Source organism: Streptococcus sp. SO2 (assembly GCF_030440025.1).
In genome coordinates this window covers 389797-413459 of the sequence record NZ_JAQFJH010000002.1, presented here as the reverse complement: position 1 = coordinate 413459, position 23663 = coordinate 389797, and the positions used below count along the sequence as shown (strand labels likewise).

Here is a 23663-nt window from a genome sequence, read left to right as displayed (position 1 = left end):
GGATTGAAATTCTAATAGGAGGACACTAGAAAATGGCATTTAAAGACAATGCAGTTGAATTAGAAGAACGCGTAGTTGCTGTCAACCGTGTTACAAAAGTTGTTAAAGGTGGACGTCGTCTTCGTTTCGCAGCTCTTGTTGTTGTTGGTGACCACAACGGTCGCGTAGGATTTGGTACTGGTAAAGCTCAAGAAGTTCCAGAAGCAATCCGCAAAGCAGTAGAAGATGCTAAGAAAAACTTGATTGAAGTTCCTATGGTTGGGACAACAATCCCACACGAAGTTCTTTCAGAATTCGGTGGAGCTAAAGTATTGTTGAAACCTGCTGTAGAAGGTTCTGGAGTTGCCGCTGGTGGTGCAGTTCGTGCCGTTGTGGAATTGGCAGGTGTGGCAGATATTACATCTAAATCACTTGGTTCTAACACTCCAATCAACATTGTTCGCGCAACTGTTGAAGGTTTGAAACAATTGAAACGCGCTGAAGAAGTTGCTGCCCTTCGTGGTATTTCAGTTTCTGATTTGGCATAAGAAAGGGGATAAAATGGCTCAAATTAAAATTACTTTGACTAAGTCTCCAATCGGACGCATTCCATCACAACGTAAAACTGTTGTAGCACTTGGACTTGGCAAATTGAACAGCTCTGTTATCAAAGAAGACAACGCTGCTATCCGTGGTATGATTACTGCAGTATCTCACTTGGTAACAGTTGAAGAAGTAAACTAATGAATTTTTAGGGGATGTGGCAATACTCATCCCCTAAAACTAGGTATAGTCATCTAAGATGACAATGTATAGGCGAGTTGATAAGGGAGACAACCTTTTCTCTCTTATCGGCGCTAGCATTTTACAAAAGAGGAGAAAATAATAATGAAACTTCATGAATTGAAACCTGCAGAAGGTTCTCGTAAAGTACGTAACCGTGTTGGTCGTGGTACTTCATCAGGTAACGGTAAAACATCTGGTCGCGGTCAAAAAGGTCAAAAAGCTCGTAGCGGTGGCGGAGTTCGCCTCGGTTTTGAAGGTGGACAAACTCCATTGTTCCGTCGTCTTCCAAAACGTGGATTCACTAACATCAACGCTAAAGAATACGCAATTGTAAACCTTGACCAATTGAACGTCTTTGAAGACGGTGCAGAAGTAACTCCAGTTGTACTTATCGAAGCAGGAATTGTGAAAGCTGAAAAATCAGGAGTTAAAATTCTTGGTAACGGTGAGTTGACTAAGAAATTGACTGTGAAAGCAGCTAAATTCTCTAAATCAGCTGAGGAAGCTATCACTGCTAAAGGTGGTTCTGTAGAAGTCATCTAAGAGAGGTGACCCATGTTTTTTAAATTACTAAAAGAAGCGCTCAAGGTTAAACAAGTTCGATCAAAAATTCTCTTTACGATTTTTATCATTCTTGTTTTCCGTATTGGGACAAGTATCACTGTTCCAGGTGTGAATGCAAAAAGTTTAGAAGCTCTCAGTGGTTTATCTTTCTTGAACATGCTTAGTCTTGTTTCAGGGAATGCCATGAAGAACTTCTCCGTTTTTGCACTCGGGGTAAGTCCGTATATCACTGCTTCAATCGTTGTTCAATTGCTACAAATGGATATTTTACCGAAGTTTGTAGAATGGGGTAAACAAGGGGAAGTAGGACGGAGAAAACTAAACCAAGCTACTCGTTATATTGCACTTGTGCTTGCATTTGTTCAATCTATCGGGATTACAGCAGGATTTAACACTCTATCTGGAGCAAAATTATTAACGACAGCGTTAACACCACAAGTCTTTGTTACTATCGGTATTATCCTCACAGCAGGTAGTATGATTGTAACTTGGCTCGGGGAACAAATTACAGATAAGGGATACGGTAACGGTGTTTCTATGATCATCTTTGCAGGTATTGTTGCTTCAATTCCTGAGATGATTAAAGGCATCTATGTTGACTACTTCGTCAATATTCCAAGTAGCCGTTTGACTTCATCTATTATCTTTGTCGTTATTTTGATTATCGCTGTCTTGTTGATTGTTTACTTTACAACCTTTGTTCAACAGGCAGAATATAAAATTCCAATCCAATATACAAAAGTTGCTCAAGGAGCCCCATCAAGCTCATACCTTCCATTGAAGGTAAACCCAGCGGGGGTTATCCCAGTTATCTTTGCAAGTTCCATTACAGCAGCACCTGCAGCCATTCTTCAGTTTTTGAGTGCTACAGGTCATGATTGGGCTTGGGTACGTACAGCACAGGAAATGTTATCTACAACATCTCCGACAGGTGTTGCTATGTATGCCTTGTTGATCATTCTCTTTACATTCTTCTATACATTTGTACAGATCAATCCAGAGAAAGCAGCAGAAAACTTGCAAAAGAGTGGAGCCTACATTCATGGTGTCCGTCCTGGTAAGGGAACTGAAGAGTTCATGTCGAAACTTCTTCGTCGCCTTGCGACTGTCGGATCAATCTTCCTTGGTGTGATTTCAATCTTGCCGATTGTGGCAAAAGATGTCTTTGGTCTTTCAGAAGCTGTTGCTTTTGGGGGAACTAGTCTTTTGATCATTATCTCAACCGGTATCGAAGGAATCAAACAACTTGAAGGTTACCTATTGAAACGTAAGTATGTTGGTTTCATGGATAAAACAGAATAAAAGCAAAATTATTTTTGCTTAGAGAGTGGAGTATGAAGGTCTATCTATCAGAGAGATTTTCGTCTCCCCTCTTCTATTTTGTTTTTAAATAGGGGTTGAAACGAATTTCTGCTTCTATTTAAATACAAAATAAGGAGATCCTATCATGAATCTTTTGATTATGGGCTTACCTGGAGCAGGTAAGGGAACGCAAGCAGCTAAAATTGTGGAGCAATTCCACGTGGCACACATTTCAACTGGAGATATGTTCCGTGCTGCTATGGCTAATCAAACTGAAATGGGTGTACTTGCCAAGTCATATATTGACAAAGGTGAGTTGGTTCCGGATGAAGTTACAAATGGAATTGTTAAAGAACGCCTTTCTCAGGACGACATCAAAGAAACAGGTTTCTTGTTGGATGGTTACCCACGTACGATTGAACAAGCTCATGCCTTGGACAAAACATTGGCGGAACTTGGTATCGAACTAGAAGGCGTGATCAATATCGAAGTGAACCCAGATTGTCTCTTGGAACGTTTGAGTGGTCGTATCATCCACCGCGAAACAGGTGAAACCTTCCACAAAGTTTTCAACCCACCAGTTGACTATAAAGAGGAAGATTATTACCAACGTGAAGATGATAAACCTGAGACAGTGAAGCGTCGTTTGGATGTGAATATCGCCCAAGGTGAACCAATCATTGCTCACTACCGTGCCAAAGGATTGGTCCACGATATCGAAGGAAATCAAGATATCAATGATGTGTTCAAAGACATCGAAAAAGTATTGACAAATTTGAAATAAAGCGTTTTTCACACTTGCAAAAAATCGCTACAAATGTTATACTGAGATAGTCTGACTTATAATTGTTGTCTCTGTTTTCAGAGGCATCGAATCGAAATTTATGGAGGTGCTTTTGCGTGGCAAAAGACGATGTGATTGAAGTTGAAGGCAAAGTAGTCGATACAATGCCTAACGCAATGTTTACGGTTGAACTTGAAAATGGACATCAGATTTTAGCAACAGTTTCTGGTAAAATTCGTAAAAACTATATTCGTATTTTAGCGGGAGATCGTGTTACTGTCGAGATGAGTCCATATGACTTGACACGTGGACGTATCACTTACCGCTTTAAATAATCGAAAAACTTGGAGGGATAAGAAATGAAAGTAAGACCATCGGTCAAACCAATTTGCGAATACTGTAAAGTAATTCGTCGTAATGGTCGTGTTATGGTAATTTGCCCAGCAAATCCAAAACACAAACAACGTCAAGGATAAGATAGAAAGGAGAAAAAATGGCTCGTATTGCTGGAGTTGACATTCCAAATGACAAACGCGTAGTAATCTCATTGACTTACGTTTATGGTATCGGACTTGCAACATCTAAGAAAATTTTGGCTGCTGCTGGAATCTCAGAAGATGTTCGTGTACGTGACCTTACATCAGATCAAGAGGATGCTATCCGTCGTGAAGTGGATGCAATCAAAGTTGAAGGTGACCTTCGTCGTGAAGTAAACTTGAACATCAAACGTTTGATGGAAATCGGTTCTTACCGTGGTATTCGTCACCGTCGTGGACTTCCTGTCCGTGGACAAAACACTAAAAACAACGCTCGCACTCGTAAAGGTAAAGCTGTTGCGATTGCTGGTAAGAAAAAATAATATAGGAGGTAAAAGTCTTGGCTAAACCAACACGTAAACGTCGTGTGAAAAAGAATATCGAATCTGGTATTGCTCATATTCACGCTACATTTAATAACACTATTGTTATGATTACTGATGTGCATGGTAATGCAATTGCTTGGTCATCAGCTGGTGCTCTTGGTTTCAAAGGTTCTCGTAAATCTACACCATTCGCTGCTCAAATGGCTTCTGAAGCTGCTGCTAAATCTGCACAAGAACACGGTCTTAAATCAGTTGAAGTTACTGTAAAAGGTCCAGGTTCTGGTCGTGAGTCAGCTATTCGTGCGCTTGCTGCCGCTGGTCTTGAAGTAACAGCAATTCGTGATGTGACTCCAGTGCCACACAATGGTGCTCGTCCTCCAAAACGTCGCCGTGTATAATCATCGCATTACACTGCTTTTCGTTTAAGAGGGAGTAACTAAATGATTGAGTTTGAAAAACCAAATATAACAAAAATTGATGAAAATAAAGATTATGGCAAGTTTGTAATCGAACCACTTGAACGTGGCTACGGTACAACTCTTGGTAACTCTCTTCGTCGTGTACTACTAGCTTCTCTACCAGGAGCAGCAGTGACATCTATCAACATTGAAGGTGTCTTGCATGAGTTCGACACAGTTCCAGGTGTTCGTGAAGACGTGATGCAAATCATTCTGAACATTAAAGGGATTGCAGTGAAATCATACGTTGAAGACGAAAAAATCATTGAACTGGACGTTGAAGGTCCTGCTGAAATTACAGCTGGAGACATTTTGACTGACAGTGATATTGAGATTGTAAATCCAGATCATTATCTCTTTACAATCGGTGAAGGTTCTTCTCTAAAAGCGACAATGACTGTTAACAGTGGTCGTGGATATGTACCTGCTGATGAAAACAAAAAAGATAATGCACCAGTTGGAACACTTGCTGTAGATTCTATTTATACACCAGTTACAAAAGTCAACTATCAAGTAGAGCCTGCTCGTGTAGGTAGCAATGATGGATTTGACAAATTAACCCTTGAAATCTTGACTAATGGAACAATTATTCCAGAAGATGCTTTAGGGCTTTCAGCACGTATCTTGACAGAACATCTTGATTTGTTTACAAATCTTACTGAGATTGCTAAGTCAACTGAAGTGATGAAAGAAGCTGATACTGAATCTGACGATCGTATTTTGGATCGTACGATTGAGGAACTGGACTTGTCTGTGCGTTCATACAACTGTTTGAAACGTGCCGGTATCAATACTGTGCATGATTTGACAGAAAAATCTGAAGCAGAGATGATGAAAGTACGAAATCTTGGACGCAAGAGTTTGGAAGAAGTGAAACTCAAACTCATTGACTTGGGTCTTGGATTAAAAGATAAATAAAGGAGGAATACATGGCTTACCGTAAACTAGGACGCACTAGCTCACAACGTAAAGCAATGCTTCGCGATTTGACAACTGACCTTTTGATCAACGAATCAATCGTGACAACTGAAGCTCGTGCTAAAGAAATCCGTAAAACTGTTGAAAAAATGATTACTCTAGGTAAACGTGGTGATTTGCATGCACGTCGTCAAGCAGCTGCTTTCGTACGTAATGAAATCGCATCTGAAAACTATGATGAAGCAACTGATAAGTACACTTCTACTACAGCACTTCAAAAATTGTTCTCAGAAATCGCACCTCGTTATGCTGAACGTAACGGTGGATACACTCGTATCCTTAAAACTGAACCACGTCGTGGTGATGCTGCGCCAATGGCGATCATCGAATTAGTATAAAATCATCAATTTTGTTGAGTGTTATGATGATGGAGTCTTGTGCTCTTAGTCTAGCTCTGGTCTACCGCTGGGACTTCGGTCCTAGCGGGAACACTCATCATCATTTGATAGGGTAGACGCTTGTTTACGAAATTGTTTTTTTCTTAAGAACAACTTCGTAAGCAGGCGTTTTTTAGTATTTTCTATGGAAATATGCTATACTAGGAAAAAAGAAAATCAAAAACGTTCAGGTTTTCTAAAAATCGTCGAAATGGGGTATAAGGATGAAGGCTATTATTACAGTGGTTGGTAAGGACAAGGCTGGGATCGTTGCAGGCGTGTCTACTAAGATTGCAGACTTGGGTTTGAATATTGACGATATTTCTCAGACGGTGTTGGATGAATACTTTACTATGATGGCGGTCGTTTCTAGTGACGAAAAACAGGATTTCACTTATCTACGAAATGAGTTTGAAACTTTCGGTCAGACCTTGAATGTCAAAATCAATATTCAAAGTGCGGCGATTTTTGACGCTATGTATAATATCTAGGAGGTTATCATGGATATTAGACAAGTTACAGAAACCATTGCCATGATCGAGGAGCAGAACTTCGATATAAGAACCATCACCATGGGGATTTCCCTTTTGGACTGTATTGATCCAGATATCAATCGTGCTGCTGAAAAGATTTACCAAAAAATCACCACTAAAGCTGCAAATTTAGTGGCTGTAGGAGATGAAATTGCTGCAGAACTTGGGATTCCTATTGTTAATAAACGGGTATCGGTGACTCCGATTTCATTGATTGGTGCTGCGACTGATGCGACAGACTATCTTGTTTTGGCAAAGGCACTTGACAAGGCTGCCAAGGAGATTGGTGTTGACTTTATCGGTGGATTCTCTGCCTTGGTACAAAAAGGCTACCAAAAAGGAGATGAAATTCTCATCAATTCTATCCCACGCGCTCTAGCTGAGACAGACAAGGTTTGTTCGTCTGTTAACATTGGCTCAACTAAGTCAGGTATCAACATGACTGCGGTCGCTGATATGGGACGTATCATCAAGGAAACAGCGAACTTATCAGATATGGGTGCGGCCAAATTGGTCGTATTTGCTAACGCTGTTGAGGACAATCCTTTTATGGCAGGGGCCTTTCATGGTGTTGGCGAAGCAGATGTTATCATCAATGTCGGGGTTTCGGGTCCTGGTGTGGTCAAGCGTGCCTTGGAAAAGGTTCGTGGAGAGAGCTTTGATGTAGTAGCGGAAACAGTCAAGAAAACAGCCTTTAAGATTACTCGTATCGGTCAGCTGGTTGGACAAATGGCGAGTGAACGCCTTGGTGTTGACTTTGGAATTGTCGACCTAAGCTTGGCACCTACTCCTGCAGTTGGTGATTCTGTGGCTCGTGTCCTTGAGGAAATGGGCCTAGAAACAGTTGGTACGCATGGGACAACGGCTGCCCTCGCTCTTTTGAATGACCAAGTTAAGAAGGGCGGAGTGATGGCTTGTAACCAAGTCGGTGGCTTGTCAGGTGCTTTTATCCCCGTTTCTGAAGATGAGGGGATGATTGCTGCGGTGCAAGATGGCTCTCTGAATTTAGAGAAACTAGAAGCCATGACGGCTATCTGTTCAGTTGGACTGGATATGATTGCCATTCCGGAAGATACGCCTGCTGAAACCATTGCAGCTATGATTGCAGATGAGGCGGCAATCGGTGTTATTAACATGAAAACGACAGCTGTTCGTATTATTCCAAAAGGCAAAGAAGGCGATATGATTGAGTTTGGTGGCTTGCTAGGGACAGCTCCAGTGATGAAAGTCAACGGGGCTTCGTCTGTTGATTTCATCTCTCGCGGTGGGCAAATCCCAGCTCCAATCCATAGTTTTAAAAATTGAGAAAAAGTGAGATGATTTAAGTTGTTTTTAAGGATGGATGTGTATACTATAATCATTAAATGAAGACCTCCTAACTTTGTTTAATAGAAATCCTAAACTTTTTCATAATAATCTCCTAGGGAAGCTACCATGAGGGTAGCTTTTCTTTTGGATAATTTACAAATGTTGGCTTTGCTTTTGAAAGCCGAATATTTCTTTGATCCATGATATAATAGAAGAAAATGGAGGATAGAAAATGTCTAAAGTAAGATTGTATTTGGTCCGTCATGGGAAAACGATGTTTAACACCATTGGACGTGCTCAAGGATGGAGTGATACACCTCTGACTGCAGAAGGTGAGTTGGGAATCCATGAACTGGGAATTGGCTTGAGAGAGTCTGGCTTGCAGTTTGACCGCGCTTATTCCAGTGATTCAGGTCGCACTATTCAAACCATGGGAATTATCCTAGAAGAACTTGGACTACAGGGGAAAATCCCTTACCGCATGGACAAGCGCATCAGAGAGTGGTGCTTTGGTAGTTTTGATGGGGCCTATGATGGGGACCTCTTTATGGGATTGATTCCGAGAATTTTCAATGTAGACCATGTTCATCAGTTGTCCTATGCAGAACTAGCAGAAGGTTTGGTAGAGGTTGATACTGCAGGCTGGGCTGAAGGTTGGGAAAAACTCAGTGGTCGAATCAAGGAAGGCTTTGAAGCGATTGCTAAAGAAATGGAAGAACAAGGTGGGGGTAATGCCCTCGTTGTGAGCCATGGAATGACGATTGGTACCATTGTTTATCTGATCAATGGCATGCATCCGCATGGTCTCGATAATGGTAGCGTGACGATTCTTGAATATGAGGACGGTCAGTTTAGCGTAGAAGTTGTTGGTGACCGTAGTTATCGAGAGCTCGGACGTGAGAAGATGTTAGAGACAAATAGTTAATAGAAGTTAGCTCCGATTAGGAGCTAACTTTTTTTCCTGTTAAATAAGTTGGATTTGCGACCCAGTATTTCTTGTTATCCAAGTCTAAAAGAACATTTCTCGTCTTTCAAATTCCCTCAAAAATGGTATAATAGTAACATCACAAAATTGGAGAGAGACCATGAGTTTTTACAATCATAAAGAAATTGAGCCTAAGTGGCAGGGCTACTGGGCAGAACATCATACATTTAAGACAGGAACAGATGCATCAAAACCGAAGTTTTATGCTCTCGACATGTTCCCATATCCTTCAGGAGCTGGATTGCACGTAGGACACCCAGAAGGCTACACAGCGACTGATATCCTTAGCCGTTACAAACGTGCGCAAGGCTACAATGTCCTTCACCCAATGGGTTGGGATGCCTTTGGTTTGCCTGCAGAGCAATACGCTATGGATACGGGGAATGACCCGGCAGAATTTACAGCGGAAAACATTGCCAACTTCAAACGTCAAATCAATGCGCTTGGATTCTCTTACGACTGGGATCGTGAAGTCAACACAACAGATCCAAACTACTACAAATGGACTCAGTGGATCTTCACCAAGCTTTACGAAAAAGGTTTAGCTTATGAAGCGGAAGTGCCAGTAAACTGGGTTGAGGAATTGGGGACGGCCATTGCCAACGAAGAAGTCCTTCCTGACGGAACTTCTGAGCGTGGAGGCTATCCAGTTGTCCGCAAACCGATGCGCCAATGGATGCTTAAAATCACTGCCTATGCGGAGCGTTTGCTTAATGACTTGGATGATCTTGACTGGCCAGAGTCTATCAAGGACATGCAACGCAACTGGATTGGTAAATCAACTGGTGCTAATGTAACTTTCAAAGTGAAAGGGACTGACAAGGAATTTACCGTCTTTACGACACGTCCAGATACCCTTTTCGGTGCGACTTTCACTGTATTGGCGCCTGAGCATGATTTGGTAGATGCTATCGTCAGTCCAGAACAAGCTGAAGCCGTAGCAGACTACAAACACCAAGCTAGCCTCAAGTCTGACTTGGCTCGTACCGACCTTGCCAAGGAAAAAACAGGGGTTTGGACTGGTGCTTATGCTATCAACCCTGTCAATGGTAAGGAAATTCCAATCTGGATCGCCGACTATGTTCTTGCGAGCTATGGAACAGGTGCCGTTATGGCTGTGCCAGCCCACGACCAACGTGACTGGGAATTTGCCAAACAATTTGACCTTCCAATCGTAGAAGTGCTAGAAGGTGGAAATGTAGCAGAAGCTGCCTATACTGAAGATGGTCTTCATGTCAATTCAGACTTCCTAGATGGACTGAACAAAGAAGAAGCGATTGCTAAAATTGTGGCTTGGTTGGAAGAGAAAGGTTGTGGACAAGAGAAGGTTACCTACCGTCTCCGCGACTGGCTCTTTAGCCGTCAACGTTACTGGGGTGAGCCAATCCCAATCATTCATTGGGAAGATGGGACTTCAACAGCTGTTCCTGAAAGTGAATTGCCACTTGTCTTGCCAGTCACCAAGGATATCCGTCCTTCAGGTACTGGGGAAAGCCCATTGGCTAACTTGACCGACTGGTTGGAAGTGACGCGTGAAGATGGTGTCAAAGGTCGTCGTGAAACCAACACCATGCCACAATGGGCTGGTTCAAGCTGGTACTACCTCCGCTATATTGACCCGCACAATACTGAGAAATTGGCTGATGAGGACCTCCTCAAACAATGGTTGCCAGTAGATATCTACGTGGGTGGTGCAGAGCATGCTGTACTTCACTTGCTCTATGCTCGTTTCTGGCACAAATTCCTCTATGACCTCGGTGTTGTTCCGACTAAGGAACCATTCCAAAAACTCTTTAACCAAGGGATGATTTTGGGAACAAGCTACCGTGACCACCGTGGAGCTCTTGTAGCGACTGATAAGGTTGAAAAACGTGACGGTTCTTTCTTCCATGTGGAAACAGGAGAAGAGTTGGAGCAAGCACCAGCCAAGATGTCTAAATCACTCAAGAACGTTGTCAATCCAGACGATGTGGTGGAACAATATGGTGCCGATACCCTTCGTGTCTATGAAATGTTCATGGGACCACTTGATGCTTCTATCGCTTGGTCAGAAGAAGGCCTGGAAGGAAGCCGTAAGTTCCTCGACCGTGTTTACCGTTTGATTACAAGTAAAGAAATTGTTGCGGAAAATAATGGTGCTCTTGACAAGGTTTATAACGAAACCGTTAAATCTGTTACTGAGCAAATCGAATCCATGAAATTCAACACAGCTATTGCCCAACTTATGGTCTTTGTCAACGCTGCTAATAAGGAAGACAAACTCTATGTGGACTACGCCAAAGGCTTTATCCAATTGATTGCCCCATTTGCACCTCATTTGGCAGAAGAACTCTGGCAAACAGTTGCTGCAACAGGTGAGTCCATCTCTTATGTAGCTTGGCCAACTTGGGACGAAAGTAAATTGGTTGAAGATGAAATCGAAATCGTCGTCCAAATCAAAGGAAAAGTTCGTTCCAAATTGATGGTTGCTAAAGACCTATCACGCGAAGAATTGCAAGAAATCGCTCTGGCTGATGAAAAAGTTAAAGCAGAAATTGACGGCAAGGAAATCGTGAAGGTGATTGCGGTACCTAACAAACTCGTTAATATCGTCGTTAAATAACGAGTTTATTATCTCTATCTGCCACCTTCAATAGTCCACTGGACTATTGAAGCCAACTAAATTGGTTAATATTGTTGTGAAATAAGATAGGAATCCTCCAGAGCTGAACTCTGGAGGATTTTTTGAATTTTTTCATGAAAGTATGATATACTATGTGCAATTATAAAGTTTGAAAAGTAAAACAAGGAGAAAACAATGCCAGTAAACGAATATGGTCAGATAATTGGTGAGCCAATGAAAGGTTATACACCAGGTGAATTGCCTTCCATTGATTTCTTAGAAGGGCGCTACACTCGGATAGAGCCTCTTTCGGTAGAAAAGCATGCGGAGGATTTACTAGCTGTTTATGGCCCAGATACTCCTCGGGAGATGTGGACCTACCTCTTTCAGGAACCAGTGGCAGATATGGAGGAACTGGTTACCGTTTTAAATCAGATGTTGGCTCGTAAGGACCGTTTTTACTATGCGATTATAGACAAGGCAACTGGTAAGGCCTTGGGAACCTTTTCGCTTATGCGCATCGACCAAAATAATCGTGTAGTTGAAGTTGGGACTGTTATTTTTTCTCCAGAGCTAAGGGGAACACGAATAGGGACAGAAGCCCAGTATCTCTTGGCGCGCTATGTGTTTGAGGAGCTTAACTATCGTCGCTATGAGTGGAAATGTGATTCTCTAAATATCCCATCAAGACGAGCCGCGGAGCGTTTGGGCTTTGTCTATGAAGGAACTTTCCGCCAGGCAGTTGTTTATAAGGGGCGCACGAGGGATACGGATTGGCTCTCTATGATTGATAAGGACTGGCCTCAAGTCAAAGCTCGTTTAGAAACATGGTTGGCTCCTGAAAATTTTGATAAAAATGGACGACAGTACAAGAGCTTGAGAGAACTTTAAGAGGTGTTGACATGATCACTATTAAAAAGCAAGAAATTGTCAAGTTAGAGGATGTTTTGCATCTCTATCAGGCTGTCGGTTGGACAAATTATACCCATCAACCTCAGATGCTGGAGAAGGCCTTGTCTCACTCATTAGCGATTTATCTGGCACTTGATGGAGATGCTGTGGTGGGTTTGGTCCGTTTGGTTGGAGATGGTTTCTCATCGATTTTTGTCCAGGATTTGATCGTTTTGCCTAGCTATCAACGCCAAGGGATTGGTAGCGACTTAATGAAAGAGGCTTTAGGTGATTACAAAGATGCCTATCAAGTCCAACTAGTGACCGATCAGACAGAAAAAACCTTGGGATTCTATCGTTCTCTGGGATTTGAAACCTTATCTACTTATGATTGTACAGGAATGATTTGGGTGGATAGAAAAAGATAAAAAAATCATTTTTTCTTAAGTAAAGTTTAAGTCTTTTCCTGTATTATATAATCATTAAATGAAGACCTCCTAACTTTGTTTAATGTAATCCTAAACTTTTCTTTTTCATCATAATCTCCTAAAGAAGTCACCCAATCAGGTGGCTTTTTTATGACTTGGAGAGGAAAAATCCATTTGAAAAAAATTTTTAAAAAAATGATAAATCAGGAGAAAAGTTAAGTTAGCTTTAAGATTCATCTTGTATTATATAATCATTAAATAAAGACCTCCTAATACTCTTCGAAAATCTTACCATACTTCGTTAGAGTCGACTTAGCTAACTATAGTTATGCTTGCGTCTATCTGCCTAGTCTGATTTCGATTTTCATTGAGTACCCTTTATTTAATGAAATCCTAAACTTTTCTTTTTCATAATAATCTCCCTAATGAAGCCACCAAATTCGGTGGCTTTTTTGTTTGAAAAAACTCCTTAGAAAAGACTAAGGAGAAAGAATCATGTTTTCTTTTTAAGTTGTTGATTTCGATACTGTCTAGGTGTTAGGAGATAGTGCTGCTTAAATTGACGGTTGAAGTTTGAAAGGTTGGTGAAGCCGACCTGGCTTGCAATTTCTTGAATGCTGAGGTTGGTTTGGACGAGTTTCTCACAGGATTTTTCAAGACGTAACTGGAGCAGGTAGTCCATACAACTGGCTCCAGTATGTAGCTTGAAAATACTCATAAAGTGATTTTTACTATATCCAAATGTTGCAGCCAGTTGCTCAATATGAATGGGTTCTGAGTAGTGCTGTTCAAGGTAGCAAATCACTTCTTTTAGTTTTTGGTATTTTTGGTAGGTATCATCTGTATAGTGTCGATTGACGTATCTATACTTAAAGAGAAGATGAAGCAATTCGTATAGTTTAGATTTTATGAGTAGATCGTAGTATATGCCTTTTTCTTCAAGGATAGAAAAAAGGGAAAGAAGGCAGGATTGAATTTGATCATAGGCCTTATCGCCTGGTGATATTTGAGGAGTGAGGCAAAAGTGACCGGAGTGGAGGGGTTGGATATAGCGTTGGCTAAAGCTGTCAATTTGACTTCTCCCAAGATAATCTAGATGAATCCGAAAGCTGGTAGAAAGTAGTTCTTGATCTTTATGAGAATAGATAGAATGGAGAGAGGTCGGTTGGATAAGAAAAATATCTCCTTCGCGACTTTCAAAGCGTTCTGAGTTGATATGAACGATGGCAGAACCCTTTGTAACGTAAATAATCTCTAGTTCAGGATGACAATGATAGATTGTGTCAGGTGACTTTTTGGATAAGATTTGTTTTTCAAAATCATATGGGAAGTCAGATGGGTTATCTCGTAAGAAACGTGAACGGTCTGCCATGGTAAATCCTCCCAATATACTATTACTACTTTTATTATACCAAAAAAACTTCCTTATCTAGGAAGTTTTCGGGCTTTAAGCTTTCTTTTTCATATAAAAAATAGTAAGAACAAGTCCAATGAAGGCCAAAGCAATAGCAACATAAAAAGCTACACTATAATTTCCATTATTAGCCATTGCCATTTGAACAGCGACTTTGGGAGCGAAAAATGCTGCTAAAGAATATCCAGTGAAGACGATACCGTAGTTGACCCCTTGATTTGCAGGACCGTAATTTTCCATGACGATAGATGGGAAGACCCCCATAACACCGCCAAAGCAGATACCAAGTCCAATAATTCCTAAGGTAAACCCGAGTTGACCAGGGACGATAGTTAGGGAGAATAAAGCTAGGACAATGACAGAATAGATAATCAATAAGGTCTTTGAACGGCCGATTTTATCAGAAAGTGATCCCCAGATAAAACGACCACTAGAGTTTGCGATTGAATAAAGAGAGACATAGAGAGCTGCAGTGCCTGCAGAGAGTCCAAACATTGATTGACCGATTGGTGATGCTTGAGAGGCAATCATCAAACCAGAAAAGGCGCCAACAAAGAACATGCTAATGATAATGTAAAACAGAGGACTTTGTAGCATTTGTTTCCAGTTTTTATTAGTAGGTCCTTGTTTGGTTGGGATAGGAGCTTTCCAGCCTGCTGGTTGGTAGCCGCTTGGAGCTGCCTTAATAAAGAAAATTGCACAGATGATAACAACAATATAGACTAGCCCAATTGTACGAAAAGCAAAGAAGGCATCTTGTTTTTGAATGAGATTGCTCGCGACTGGAGAAGCGATGACTGCGGCAAATCCCATGCCACCTGTCAGAATTCCAGAGGCTAAGCCACGTTTATCAGGGAAGAGGCGAAGTGAATTGGAGAGGGCACCTGAATAGGCAAAACCTTGACCAAGCCCGGCCATTAATCCATAGGTCAAATAAAGCATGGCTGGTGAATTGGCATAGCCGGTTAAGTAAAATCCGCTAGCAAATAGAAGAGCGCCGAGGGCGATGGTCCATTTTACATAACCTTTGTCAACTAAATAACCTCCGAGAATCATGGGGATAGGGCCTATTGCAGAGTTGATAGCAAATGCTAACATAATATCAGACATGGACCAGCCTGTTGAACTGCTAAGTGGTCCGGCAAAAACAGAAAAGGAATAGACGGCACCTGTACAAAGAAGAATGGCTGTAGACGCGACTAAAATCCTCCAACGATTGAATGTCTCTTTCATAAAAACATCCTCCTTAAATGTATATTTTTTCACCAAGACTATATCATAGTTAAGGAAACCGGTCAATAGTTTATGAAGATATTTTGTTAATTTTTTCACGAACTTGTACTAAAGTACGATAATCTGATAGAATAACACGGTCTTTATTATCAAGGATTTACAAGATTTTCTAAAGTAGTATAATGAAAGTAGATTAAATAAATGAAAGGGGTACCAAGATGAAACTAGTTGCTATCGTTGGAACCAATTCAGATCGCTCAACCAATCGGAAACTCTTGAAATTTATGCAAAAGCACTTTTCGGATAAAGCCGACATTGAGGTATTGGAAATCAAACAATTGCCAGCCTTTAACGAACCTGAGGACAAGCTAGCGCCAGCTGAAGTTCAAGCTTTTTCAGAAAAAATTCTTGCCGCAGATGGTATGATTATTTCAACACCTGAGTACGACCACACGATACCAGCACCTTTGGCCTCTGCTTTGGAGTGGATTGCTTATACCAGTCGTGCCTTAATCAATAAACCGACGATGATTGTTGGTGCTTCTCTCGGTTTGCTGGGAACATCTAGAGCGCAGGCACATTTACGTCAGATTTTAGATGCGCCGGAGCTTAAAGCGAGAGTTATGCCGGGTACAGAGTTCTTTCTAGGTCATTCTGAGCAAGTCCTGGATGATGAGTGTCATTTGAACAATCCTGAAAAGGTTGCAGAACTAGAAGAACATTTTTCAGAGTTTCAAAACTTTGTTGAATTAACAAAGGCTTTGGTCAAACCAGAAGATACAAATCGTAAGAAATCTTTCATTTGGGAAGAATGGTTGAAAGCATAAGTATTTCAAGAAAGGAGAACAATCCATGAAATTAGTAGCTATTGTTGGGACTAATGCAAAAAAATCCTATAATCGCAACCTCTTGCAATTTATGAAAAGACATTTTGCTCAGAAAGCGGATATTGAGATTTTAGAGATAACAGATGTACCAATGTTCAATGAAACAGATGATCAAACAGATACACCTATTATTCAGAAGTTTAATCAAGCTATTTCAAAAGCTGATGGTGTCATTATCTCGACACCCGAGCACAATCATACGATTCCATCAAGTTTGAATAGCTTGCTCGAGTGGTTGTCTTTTAACATTCATCCGCTAGACGGAAAGCCGACAATGATTGTCGGAGCTTCTTACGATATTCAAGGTTCTTCACGAGCCCAACTTCATCTTCGTCAGATTTTGGATGCTCCTGGGGTAAATGCAACAGTTATGCCAGGTAGTGAGTTTTTACTTGGTCGAGCGCATCGAGCATTTGATGATAATGGAGATTTGATTGATGAGCGAACCGTTGATTTCCTAGATAGTTGTTTTTATCGCTTCCTTCGCTTTGTATCCGTTGCAAACCAACTAAACCTTCCTGAAGAAGTTCGCTTTGAACCGGGGACTTACCATGTTACAACTGAAGGCCATAATGGTAAATTACCGATGGATGTAACGGTTTCTGAGGACCGTATTGAAAAAATCGAAATCGATTCTTCTGGAGAATCTTCAGGAATCGCAGATGTCGTCTTTACCCGTATTCCAGCAGAAATCATTGAGGGGCAAACATTAAATGTTGATGCGGTGTCAGGAGCTTCTGTGACTTCAAATGGTGTTTTAGATGGAGTTGCGCGTGCAGTCAAACAAGCCGGTGCAAATCCAGATGTTTTACGGAAGCGTTCAAAAGCGCCATCTGCCCTAGATAAAGAAGATAAGACCTATCAGGCAGATGTTGTCATCGTCGGAGGCGGAGGAGCTGGATTAGCTGCAGCGGCTGCAGTCTTACAAGCTGGTAAGAAGCCAATTGTTGTTGAGAAATTTCCTGCAATTGGAGGAAATACTGTTCGTGCAGGTGGTCCAATGAATGCACCAGATCCAGCATGGCAAGGAACCTTCGCAGCTCATCCAGGTGAGGCACATACGCTTCAAGAATTGATTGCGACAGATGAATCAACGATTGATCCAGAATATCTAGAGGACTTTAGAGCCTTGAAAGTTGAGGTTGAGCAGTATTTGCAGGACCCGAGCTATTTGTTCGATTCTACCTTGCTCTATCGTATCCAAACCTATATCGGTGGGAAACGAAAAGATTTACAAGGGAATGAAATTCATGGCCAATACGATTTGGTTTCTGTTTTAACCGAACGGGCCCTAGAGTCTGTTCGTTGGTTGGAAGACATCGGCGTTGAATTTGTTCGTAGCGAAGTGACAATGCCAGTTGGAGCCCTTTGGCGTCGTGGCCATAAGCCGGTTCAACCAATGGGGTATGCCTTTATATCTGTCCTACAAAAATATGTTCTAGAACATGGTGGCAAGATTTTGACAGATTCTCCAGTTAAAGAATTGCTTGTAAAAGACGGGGCTGTCAAGGGTGTCAGAGCAGAAGGTCGAAACGGTCAAACCATCATTGTCAATGCAGATGCCGTTGTTCTAGCTTCTGGAGGATTTGGTGCCAATACCAAGATGCTACAAAAATACAATACCTACTGGACTGAAATTGCAGATGATATTGCTACATCTAATACACCAGCTGTGACAGGAGATGGTATTCTTTTAGGGCAAAGTGTAGGTGCAGATTTGGTGGGTATGGGCTTTAGTCAAATGATGCCAGTATCCGATCCAGTGACAGGAGCTCTTTTCTCAGGACTTCAAGTTCCTCCAGCAAACTTCATCATGGTAAATACTGAAGGGAAGCGCTTTGTAGATGAGTACGGTAGCCGAGACAAGCTATCTCAAGCGGCGATTGATAATGGAGGCTTGTTCTATCTAATCGCAGATGAACGTATCAAGGAAACTGCCTACAATACTAGCCAAGAAAAAATCGATGCCCAAGTCAAAGCAGGTACTCTTTATCGTGCAGATACGATAGAAGAGTTGGCGGTTCAGATTGGTGTGGATCCACAAGTTCTAGTGGAAACGATTAAGAATTACAATTCCTATGTAGATGCAGGTTTTGATCCTGAATTTAATAAAGGTAGTTTTGATCTCAAGTGTGAGGTTGCGCCATTTTACGCAACACCGAGAAAACCGGCCGTTCACCATACAATGGGTGGACTCAAGATTGATACTTCAACACACGTTTTGAATGAAAACGGTCAGATTATCCCTGGTTTGTATGCTGCCGGAGAAGTCGCAGGTGGACTCCATGCAGGTAACCGTCTAGGAGGAAATTCGCTTACGGATATCTTTACTTTTGGACGTATTGCAGGTCAAACAGCTGTTAAAGAAAATTGTTAGTGATTGATTTAAAAATTAAGGGAATTTTAAGTCTCCTTGTGTATTATATAATCATTAAATAAAGACCTCCTAATACTCTTCGAAAATCTCATCAACCTTCGTTAGAGTCGACTTAGCTAACTATAGTTATGCTTGCGTCTATCTGCCTAGTCTGATTTCGATTTTCATTGAGTACCCTTTATTTAATGAAATCCTAAACTTTTCTTTTTCATAATAATCTCCCTAAAGAGGCCACCCAATCAGGTGGCTTTTTTGTTTGTGGCTTGGATTTTTGATATAATAGAGCCATGAGTAGAATTTTAGATAATGAGATCATGGGGGATGAGGAGTTGGTAGAACGTACCCTCCGTCCCCAGTATTTACGTGAATATATTGGGCAGGATAAGGTCAAGGACCAGCTGCAAATCTTTATCGAGGCTGCCAAAATGCGGGATGAGGCACTGGACCATGTTCTTTTATTTGGTCCTCCAGGTCTCGGGAAAACAACCATGGCCTTTGTTATTGCCAATGAACTGGGAGTCAATCTCAAGCAAACGTCTGGTCCTGTTATCGAAAAAGCGGGGGATCTGGTAGCGATTTTGAATGATTTGGAGCCTGGAGACGTTCTCTTTATTGACGAGATTCATCGCTTGCCCATGTCGGTGGAAGAGGTGCTTTATAGTGCCATGGAAGACTTCTGCATTGATATCATGATTGGGGCTGGAGAGGGCAGTCGCAGTGTCCATTTGGACTTGCCACCATTCACCTTGATTGGTGCAACGACACGTGCGGGGATGCTCTCAAATCCTCTGCGGGCACGTTTTGGGATTACAGGTCATATGGAATACTATGCCCACGCTGACTTGACAGAGATTGTTGAGCGGACGGCAGATATTTTTGAGATGGAAATAACCCATGAGGCAGCTTCGGAGTTGGCCTTACGCAGTCGAGGAACTCCTCGTATCGCCAATCGTCTCCTCAAGCGCGTGCGCGACTTTGCCCAGATTATGGGGGATGGCTTGATTGATGATGTGATTACGGATAAGGCTTTGACCATGCTGGATGTAGACCGTGAAGGTTTGGACTATGTAGACCAAAAAATCCTTCGCACCATGATTGAGATGTACGGTGGTGGTCCTGTCGGTTTAGGAACTCTTTCTGTTAATATTGCCGAGGAGCGTGAGACTGTCGAAGATATGTACGAACCTTACCTGATTCAGAAAGGTTTCATCATGCGAACTCGTTCTGGGCGGGTAGCGACTGCTAAGGCATATGAGCATTTAGGCTATGAATACAATGAAAAATGAACAAGAAATTCTAGATGCTTTCAGAGAAAATCCAGATATGATGACCATTCTGACCATCATTCGTGATCTTGATCTGAAAGACTCGTGGTTGGCAGCAGGTTCTGTCAGGAATTTCATCTGGAATCTCTTGTCAGACAAATCGCCTTTTGACCGGGAGACGGATGTTGATGTGATTTTCTTTGATCCAGATGTTTCTTATGAGGAAACAGTATCCCTAGAGAAAAAGCTGAGAGAAGATTTCCCTCAATATCAGTGGGAGTTGAAAAATCAGGTCTATATGCATCTGCACAGTCCCCACACTGTGCCTTACACGAGTTCTCGTGATGCCATGAGTAAGTATCCAGAACGCTGTACGGCGATAGGACTCCGCTTGCATGCGGACGCAACTATAGAGCTCTTTGCGCCCTATGGTCTAGAGGATATTTTGAATTTTCAGGTTTCCCCAACTCCTCATTTCTTAGAGAATGAGGACCGAATGAAGCTCTATCAAGAACGCTTGTCCAAGAAAAATTGGCAAGAAAAATGGAAAAATCTCACTTTTTCAAAAAACTTAAGAAAAATTTAAGTTAGGGACGGTATACTAGGTTCATAAGTTAAGAGGAACTTAACTTAAACTCCTAAAACTTTTTCATAATAATCTCCCTATAAAATTAAGTCGCCCAATCAGGCGGCTTATTTTTTGTCTGTACGGAGAGCTAATAACTTAGCAATAGAAGAAAATAGGGAAATATGGTATAATGAAACGATAGATTTTTGAATAGGAATAAGAACATGTTTGGATTTTTTAAGAAAGATAAAGCTGTAGAAGTCGAGGTTCCAACACAGGTTCCTGCTCATATTGGCATCATCATGGATGGGAATGGTCGTTGGGCTAAAAAACGGATGCAACCACGGGTTTTTGGTCATAAGGCGGGGATGGAAGCCCTCCAAAAGGTGACCAAGGCAGCTAACAAGATGGGAGTTAAGGTCATCACGGTTTATGCCTTTTCAACGGAAAACTGGACACGCCCAGATCAAGAGGTCAAGTTTATCATGAACTTGCCAGTCGAATTTTATGATAACTATGTCCCTGAATTGCACGCAAATAACGTTAAGATTCAGATGATTGGAGAGACAGACCGTTTGCCTAAGCCGACTTTTGAAGCTTTGAAAAAAGCAGAGGAGTTGACCAAGAACAATACGGGCTTGATTCTCAATTTTGCGCTTAACTATGGTGGCCGTGCTGAAATTACGCAGGCTCTTAAGGGCTTGGCTCAAGATGTTCTAGATGCTAAAATCAACCCTGGTGACATCACAGAAGATATGATTGGGGACTATCTTTTTACGCAACACCTGCCAAAGGATTTGCGGGATCCTGATTTGATTATCCGTACGAGTGGTGAGTTGCGTTTGAGTAATTTCTTGCCATGGCAAGCAGCATATAGCGAGCTTTATTTTACGGATACCTTGTGGCCTGATTTTGATGAAGCTGCCTTGCAGGAAGCTATTGCTGCTTTTAACCATCGCAATCGCCGTTTTGGAGGAGTTTAGGAGAAGATATGACCAAGGATTTACAAAAGAGAACATTGTTTGCGGTATTGGCCCTGGCGATTTTCCTTCCAGTCTTGTTTGCGGGAGGGCTCTTGTTGCAGATAGGGATTGGCTTGTTAGCGATGCTAGGTGTCCATGAACTCTTGCACATGAAGGGGCTAAAGACTATGACCATTGAGGGCGCTTTGACTCTTTTTGCGACCTTCGCTCTCACAGTTCCTTTAGAAAATTACCTAACATTTTTGCCTGTTGATGGGAATGTAGTTGCCTATAGTGTTCTGATTACCATAATGCTAGGGACGACCGTTTTCAGTAAAAACTATACGATTGAAGATGCCGCTTTCCCAATTGCTGTGAGCTTTTATGTTGGTTTTGGCTTCAATGCCTTACTAGATGCTCGGGTGGCAGGTTTTGATAAGGTGCTTTTGGCCCTCTTTATTGTCTGGGCGACAGATAGCGCAGCTTACCTGATAGGGATGAATTTTGGCAAGCATAAGTTGGCTCCGAGAGTTTCTCCCAATAAGAGCATTGAGGGCTTTATCGGAGGTATTCTAGGTGCGGTACTGGTAACAGCAATCTTCATGCTTGTAGACAGTACAGTTGCTCTCCCTTATGGAATTTATAGAATGAGCCTCTTTGCCGTCTTCTTCAGTGTGGCAGGTCAGTTTGGTGACTTGATTGAGAGTGCTATGAAACGCTATTTTGGTGTCAAGGATTCTGGGAAATTTATCCCGGGGCATGGTGGTGTATTGGATCGTTTTGACAGTATGCTAGTTGTCTTTCCTATCATGCACTTATTTGGCCTGTTTTAAAGAAAGGAATATTGAATGATTGGATTGCTAACCTTTATCCTCGTTTTTGGGATTATTGTGGTGGTGCATGAGTTTGGACATTTTTATTTTGCCAAGAAATCGGGCATTCTAGTTCGTGAATTTGCCATTGGTATGGGGCCCAAGATTTTTTCCCATATCGGTAAGGATGGCACTGCTTATACCATTCGAATCCTTCCTCTAGGAGGCTATGTTCGTATGGCAGGCTGGGGTGATGATGCGACAGAAATCAAGACAGGAACTCCAGTCAGTTTAACACTTGCCGATGATGGTAAGGTCAAACGGATCAACCTCTCAGGGAAGAAGTTGGATCAAACGTCTCTTCCTATGCAGGTAACTCAGTTTGACTTTGAAGACAAGCTCTTCATTAAAGGCTTGGTCTTGGAAGAAGAAAAGACCTTTGCAGTGGATCATGATGCAACGGTGGTTGAAGAAGACGGAACCGAAGTGCGCATTGCTCCTCTGGATGTACAGTATCAAAATGCTTCTATCTGGGGTAAGCTCATCACCAACTTTGCAGGTCCCATGAATAACTTTATCTTAGGTGTTGTTGTTTTTTGGATCTTGATCTTTTTGCAGGGCGGTGTTAGAGATACTCAGACCAATCTCTTTCATGTCATGCCAGAAGGAGCTTTGGCTAAGGTGGGCGTAGCTGAGACAGCTCAAATCACCAAGGTCGGCTCGCATGAGGTTAAGAATTGGCAAGACTTGACCCAGGCTGTGGAAGCAGATACCAAGGACAAGACAGCCCCGACCTTAGATGTGACCATTTCTGAAAATGGTAGCGAAAAACAAGTCACGGTGACTCCAGAAGAGAATCAAGGACGTTATATTCTTGGGGTTCAACCGGTAGTCAAGTCAGACTTTCTATCCATGTTTGTTGGTGGATTTACAACTGCAGCTGACTCAGGACTTCGTATCCTTTCGGCTTTGAAAAACTTGATTTTCCATCCAGATTTGAACAAACTCGGCGGACCCGTTGCCATTTTTAAGGCAAGTAGCGATGCTGCTAAAAATGGTCTTGAGAATGTCCTCTATTTCCTAGCTATAATTTCCATCAATATCGGGATTTTTAACTTGATTCCTATCCCGGCTTTGGATGGTGGAAAGATTGTGCTCAATATCCTAGAGGCTATCCGCCGGAAACCCCTTAAACAAGAAATTGAAACCTATGTCACCATGGCTGGTGTAGTTATCATGGTTGTCTTGATGCTAGCTGTGACCTGGAATGACATTATGCGACTCTTCTTTTAGATAATCGAGGAATAT

Annotated in this window: 26 protein-coding genes; 24 read left to right on the top strand and 2 right to left on the bottom strand. The window is 41.9% G+C overall.

The features are described from left to right. The first annotated feature begins 32 nt into the window (after positions 1–32). The 17 genes from rpsE (at position 33) to PCY17_RS04235 (ending at position 12837) form a co-directional block, all read left to right on the top strand. A complete protein-coding gene (gene rpsE, locus PCY17_RS04315) occupies positions 33–527 on the top strand; it encodes a 30S ribosomal protein S5 (RefSeq protein WP_000874204.1) in 495 nt (164 codons plus the stop codon). A gap of 13 nt (positions 528–540) precedes the next feature. Further along, positions 541–723 carry a 50S ribosomal protein L30 gene (rpmD, locus tag PCY17_RS04310; RefSeq protein WP_000057241.1) on the top strand — a complete coding sequence of 61 codons (183 nt, stop codon included), beginning with the start codon at positions 541–543 and terminating at the stop codon, positions 721–723. A 144-nt stretch (positions 724–867) separates the two neighbouring features. Continuing rightward, a complete protein-coding gene (gene rplO, locus PCY17_RS04305) occupies positions 868–1308 on the top strand; it encodes a 50S ribosomal protein L15 (RefSeq protein WP_000766089.1) in 441 nt (146 codons plus the stop codon). A gap of 12 nt (positions 1309–1320) precedes the next feature. Next, complete coding sequence (gene secY / locus PCY17_RS04300; protein ID WP_000465385.1) at positions 1321–2631, top strand: preprotein translocase subunit SecY; 1311 nt, start codon at positions 1321–1323, stop codon at positions 2629–2631. 145 nt (positions 2632–2776) lie between these two features. Then, positions 2777–3415, top strand: a complete 639-nt coding sequence (locus tag PCY17_RS04295; protein WP_001050433.1) for an adenylate kinase — start codon at positions 2777–2779, stop codon at positions 3413–3415. A gap of 116 nt (positions 3416–3531) precedes the next feature. Further along, complete coding sequence (infA, locus tag PCY17_RS04290; protein WP_001029883.1) at positions 3532–3750, top strand: translation initiation factor IF-1; 219 nt, start codon at positions 3532–3534, stop codon at positions 3748–3750. Positions 3751–3774: 24 nt separating this feature from the next. Next, entirely contained in the window at positions 3775–3891 is a 117-nt protein-coding gene (rpmJ, locus tag PCY17_RS04285) for a 50S ribosomal protein L36 (protein ID WP_001808836.1), read from the top strand. Between the two features lie 17 nt (positions 3892–3908). After that, the gene (rpsM, locus tag PCY17_RS04280; protein ID WP_000090781.1) at positions 3909–4274 is read left to right on the top strand and encodes a 30S ribosomal protein S13; all 366 of its coding nucleotides are present in this window, start codon (positions 3909–3911) and stop codon (positions 4272–4274) included. Positions 4275–4291: 17 nt separating this feature from the next. Further along, positions 4292–4675, top strand: a complete 384-nt coding sequence (gene rpsK, locus PCY17_RS04275) for a 30S ribosomal protein S11 (RefSeq protein ID WP_001118385.1) — start codon at positions 4292–4294, stop codon at positions 4673–4675. Between the two features lie 42 nt (positions 4676–4717). After that, positions 4718–5653 carry a DNA-directed RNA polymerase subunit alpha gene (locus PCY17_RS04270; protein WP_000568993.1) on the top strand — a complete coding sequence of 312 codons (936 nt, stop codon included), beginning with the start codon at positions 4718–4720 and terminating at the stop codon, positions 5651–5653. A gap of 11 nt (positions 5654–5664) precedes the next feature. Continuing rightward, positions 5665–6051, top strand: a complete 387-nt coding sequence (rplQ, locus tag PCY17_RS04265) for a 50S ribosomal protein L17 (RefSeq protein ID WP_000331493.1) — start codon at positions 5665–5667, stop codon at positions 6049–6051. A gap of 263 nt (positions 6052–6314) precedes the next feature. Next, complete coding sequence (locus PCY17_RS04260) at positions 6315–6581, top strand: ACT domain-containing protein (RefSeq protein ID WP_065371530.1); 267 nt, start codon at positions 6315–6317, stop codon at positions 6579–6581. 9 nt (positions 6582–6590) lie between these two features. Further along, positions 6591–7928 (top strand): PFL family protein, encoded by a 1338-nt coding sequence (locus PCY17_RS04255; protein ID WP_065371531.1) that lies wholly within the window; start codon positions 6591–6593, stop codon positions 7926–7928. A 235-nt stretch (positions 7929–8163) separates the two neighbouring features. Next, a complete protein-coding gene (locus PCY17_RS04250) occupies positions 8164–8856 on the top strand; it encodes a histidine phosphatase family protein (protein ID WP_000049281.1) in 693 nt (230 codons plus the stop codon). A 160-nt stretch (positions 8857–9016) separates the two neighbouring features. After that, complete coding sequence (gene leuS, locus PCY17_RS04245; protein ID WP_000011728.1) at positions 9017–11518, top strand: leucine--tRNA ligase; 2502 nt, start codon at positions 9017–9019, stop codon at positions 11516–11518. A 195-nt stretch (positions 11519–11713) separates the two neighbouring features. Continuing rightward, positions 11714–12409: a GNAT family N-acetyltransferase gene (locus PCY17_RS04240; protein ID WP_049478934.1), complete on the top strand. Its 696-nt coding sequence runs from the start codon at positions 11714–11716 to the stop codon at positions 12407–12409. 11 nt (positions 12410–12420) lie between these two features. Then, complete coding sequence (locus PCY17_RS04235) at positions 12421–12837, top strand: GNAT family N-acetyltransferase (RefSeq protein WP_000628400.1); 417 nt, start codon at positions 12421–12423, stop codon at positions 12835–12837. A gap of 493 nt (positions 12838–13330) precedes the next feature. On the opposite strand, the gene PCY17_RS04230 is transcribed toward PCY17_RS04235, so the two are convergent. Together PCY17_RS04230 and PCY17_RS04225 are read right to left on the bottom strand one after the other, a co-directional pair. Next, positions 13331–14209, bottom strand: a complete 879-nt coding sequence (locus tag PCY17_RS04230; protein WP_000785197.1) for an AraC family transcriptional regulator — start codon at positions 14207–14209, stop codon at positions 13331–13333. A gap of 75 nt (positions 14210–14284) precedes the next feature. Beyond that, complete coding sequence (locus tag PCY17_RS04225) at positions 14285–15484, bottom strand: OFA family MFS transporter (RefSeq protein WP_000665257.1); 1200 nt, start codon at positions 15482–15484, stop codon at positions 14285–14287. A gap of 218 nt (positions 15485–15702) precedes the next feature. Between PCY17_RS04225 and PCY17_RS04220 the strand changes: the two genes are divergently transcribed. The 7 genes from PCY17_RS04220 to rseP all read left to right on the top strand — a co-directional run bounded on the left by PCY17_RS04220 (position 15703) and on the right by rseP (position 23648). Next, positions 15703–16311, top strand: coding sequence for an NADPH-dependent FMN reductase (locus tag PCY17_RS04220; protein WP_000779598.1), 609 nt, complete (start codon positions 15703–15705; stop codon positions 16309–16311). Between the two features lie 25 nt (positions 16312–16336). After that, positions 16337–18748, top strand: a complete 2412-nt coding sequence (locus PCY17_RS04215) for a flavocytochrome c (RefSeq protein ID WP_000779593.1) — start codon at positions 16337–16339, stop codon at positions 18746–18748. Between the two features lie 287 nt (positions 18749–19035). Continuing rightward, positions 19036–20034, top strand: a complete 999-nt coding sequence (ruvB, locus tag PCY17_RS04210) for a Holliday junction branch migration DNA helicase RuvB (protein WP_301391971.1) — start codon at positions 19036–19038, stop codon at positions 20032–20034. After that, positions 20015–20599: a nucleotidyltransferase family protein gene (locus PCY17_RS04205; RefSeq protein ID WP_044021449.1), complete on the top strand. Its 585-nt coding sequence runs from the start codon at positions 20015–20017 to the stop codon at positions 20597–20599. Before ruvB ends, PCY17_RS04205 begins: the two co-directional genes overlap by 20 nt. A gap of 206 nt (positions 20600–20805) precedes the next feature. Further along, positions 20806–21564 carry an isoprenyl transferase gene (locus PCY17_RS04200; protein WP_000466705.1) on the top strand — a complete coding sequence of 253 codons (759 nt, stop codon included), beginning with the start codon at positions 20806–20808 and terminating at the stop codon, positions 21562–21564. An 8-nt stretch (positions 21565–21572) separates the two neighbouring features. Continuing rightward, a complete protein-coding gene (locus tag PCY17_RS04195; RefSeq protein WP_000159118.1) occupies positions 21573–22376 on the top strand; it encodes a phosphatidate cytidylyltransferase in 804 nt (267 codons plus the stop codon). Positions 22377–22391: 15 nt separating this feature from the next. After that, positions 22392–23648, top strand: coding sequence for an RIP metalloprotease RseP (gene rseP, locus PCY17_RS04190; RefSeq protein ID WP_000579746.1), 1257 nt, complete (start codon positions 22392–22394; stop codon positions 23646–23648). The last annotated feature ends 15 nt before the right edge of the window (positions 23649–23663 follow it).

Coding starts and splice junctions, on each gene's coding strand:
- PCY17_RS04195 (WP_000159118.1), top strand. CDS start 21,573: ATGACCAAGGATTTACAAAAGAGAACATTGTTTGCGGTATTGGCCCTG.
- rseP (WP_000579746.1), top strand. CDS start 22,392: ATGATTGGATTGCTAACCTTTATCCTCGTTTTTGGGATTATTGTGGTG.
- PCY17_RS04235 (WP_000628400.1), top strand. CDS start 12,421: ATGATCACTATTAAAAAGCAAGAAATTGTCAAGTTAGAGGATGTTTTG.
- rpsM (WP_000090781.1), top strand. CDS start 3,909: ATGGCTCGTATTGCTGGAGTTGACATTCCAAATGACAAACGCGTAGTA.
- PCY17_RS04250 (WP_000049281.1), top strand. CDS start 8,164: ATGTCTAAAGTAAGATTGTATTTGGTCCGTCATGGGAAAACGATGTTT.
- PCY17_RS04240 (WP_049478934.1), top strand. CDS start 11,714: ATGCCAGTAAACGAATATGGTCAGATAATTGGTGAGCCAATGAAAGGT.
- PCY17_RS04295 (WP_001050433.1), top strand. CDS start 2,777: ATGAATCTTTTGATTATGGGCTTACCTGGAGCAGGTAAGGGAACGCAA.
- PCY17_RS04255 (WP_065371531.1), top strand. CDS start 6,591: ATGGATATTAGACAAGTTACAGAAACCATTGCCATGATCGAGGAGCAG.
- leuS (WP_000011728.1), top strand. CDS start 9,017: ATGAGTTTTTACAATCATAAAGAAATTGAGCCTAAGTGGCAGGGCTAC.
- rplO (WP_000766089.1), top strand. CDS start 868: ATGAAACTTCATGAATTGAAACCTGCAGAAGGTTCTCGTAAAGTACGT.
- rpmD (WP_000057241.1), top strand. CDS start 541: ATGGCTCAAATTAAAATTACTTTGACTAAGTCTCCAATCGGACGCATT.
- rpsE (WP_000874204.1), top strand. CDS start 33: ATGGCATTTAAAGACAATGCAGTTGAATTAGAAGAACGCGTAGTTGCT.
- PCY17_RS04230 (WP_000785197.1), bottom strand. CDS start 14,209: ATGGCAGACCGTTCACGTTTCTTACGAGATAACCCATCTGACTTCCCA.
- rpmJ (WP_001808836.1), top strand. CDS start 3,775: ATGAAAGTAAGACCATCGGTCAAACCAATTTGCGAATACTGTAAAGTA.
- PCY17_RS04205 (WP_044021449.1), top strand. CDS start 20,015: ATGAATACAATGAAAAATGAACAAGAAATTCTAGATGCTTTCAGAGAA.
- PCY17_RS04200 (WP_000466705.1), top strand. CDS start 20,806: ATGTTTGGATTTTTTAAGAAAGATAAAGCTGTAGAAGTCGAGGTTCCA.
- rplQ (WP_000331493.1), top strand. CDS start 5,665: ATGGCTTACCGTAAACTAGGACGCACTAGCTCACAACGTAAAGCAATG.
- ruvB (WP_301391971.1), top strand. CDS start 19,036: ATGAGTAGAATTTTAGATAATGAGATCATGGGGGATGAGGAGTTGGTA.
- PCY17_RS04260 (WP_065371530.1), top strand. CDS start 6,315: ATGAAGGCTATTATTACAGTGGTTGGTAAGGACAAGGCTGGGATCGTT.
- PCY17_RS04215 (WP_000779593.1), top strand. CDS start 16,337: ATGAAATTAGTAGCTATTGTTGGGACTAATGCAAAAAAATCCTATAAT.
- PCY17_RS04220 (WP_000779598.1), top strand. CDS start 15,703: ATGAAACTAGTTGCTATCGTTGGAACCAATTCAGATCGCTCAACCAAT.
- PCY17_RS04225 (WP_000665257.1), bottom strand. CDS start 15,484: ATGAAAGAGACATTCAATCGTTGGAGGATTTTAGTCGCGTCTACAGCC.
- secY (WP_000465385.1), top strand. CDS start 1,321: ATGTTTTTTAAATTACTAAAAGAAGCGCTCAAGGTTAAACAAGTTCGA.
- PCY17_RS04270 (WP_000568993.1), top strand. CDS start 4,718: ATGATTGAGTTTGAAAAACCAAATATAACAAAAATTGATGAAAATAAA.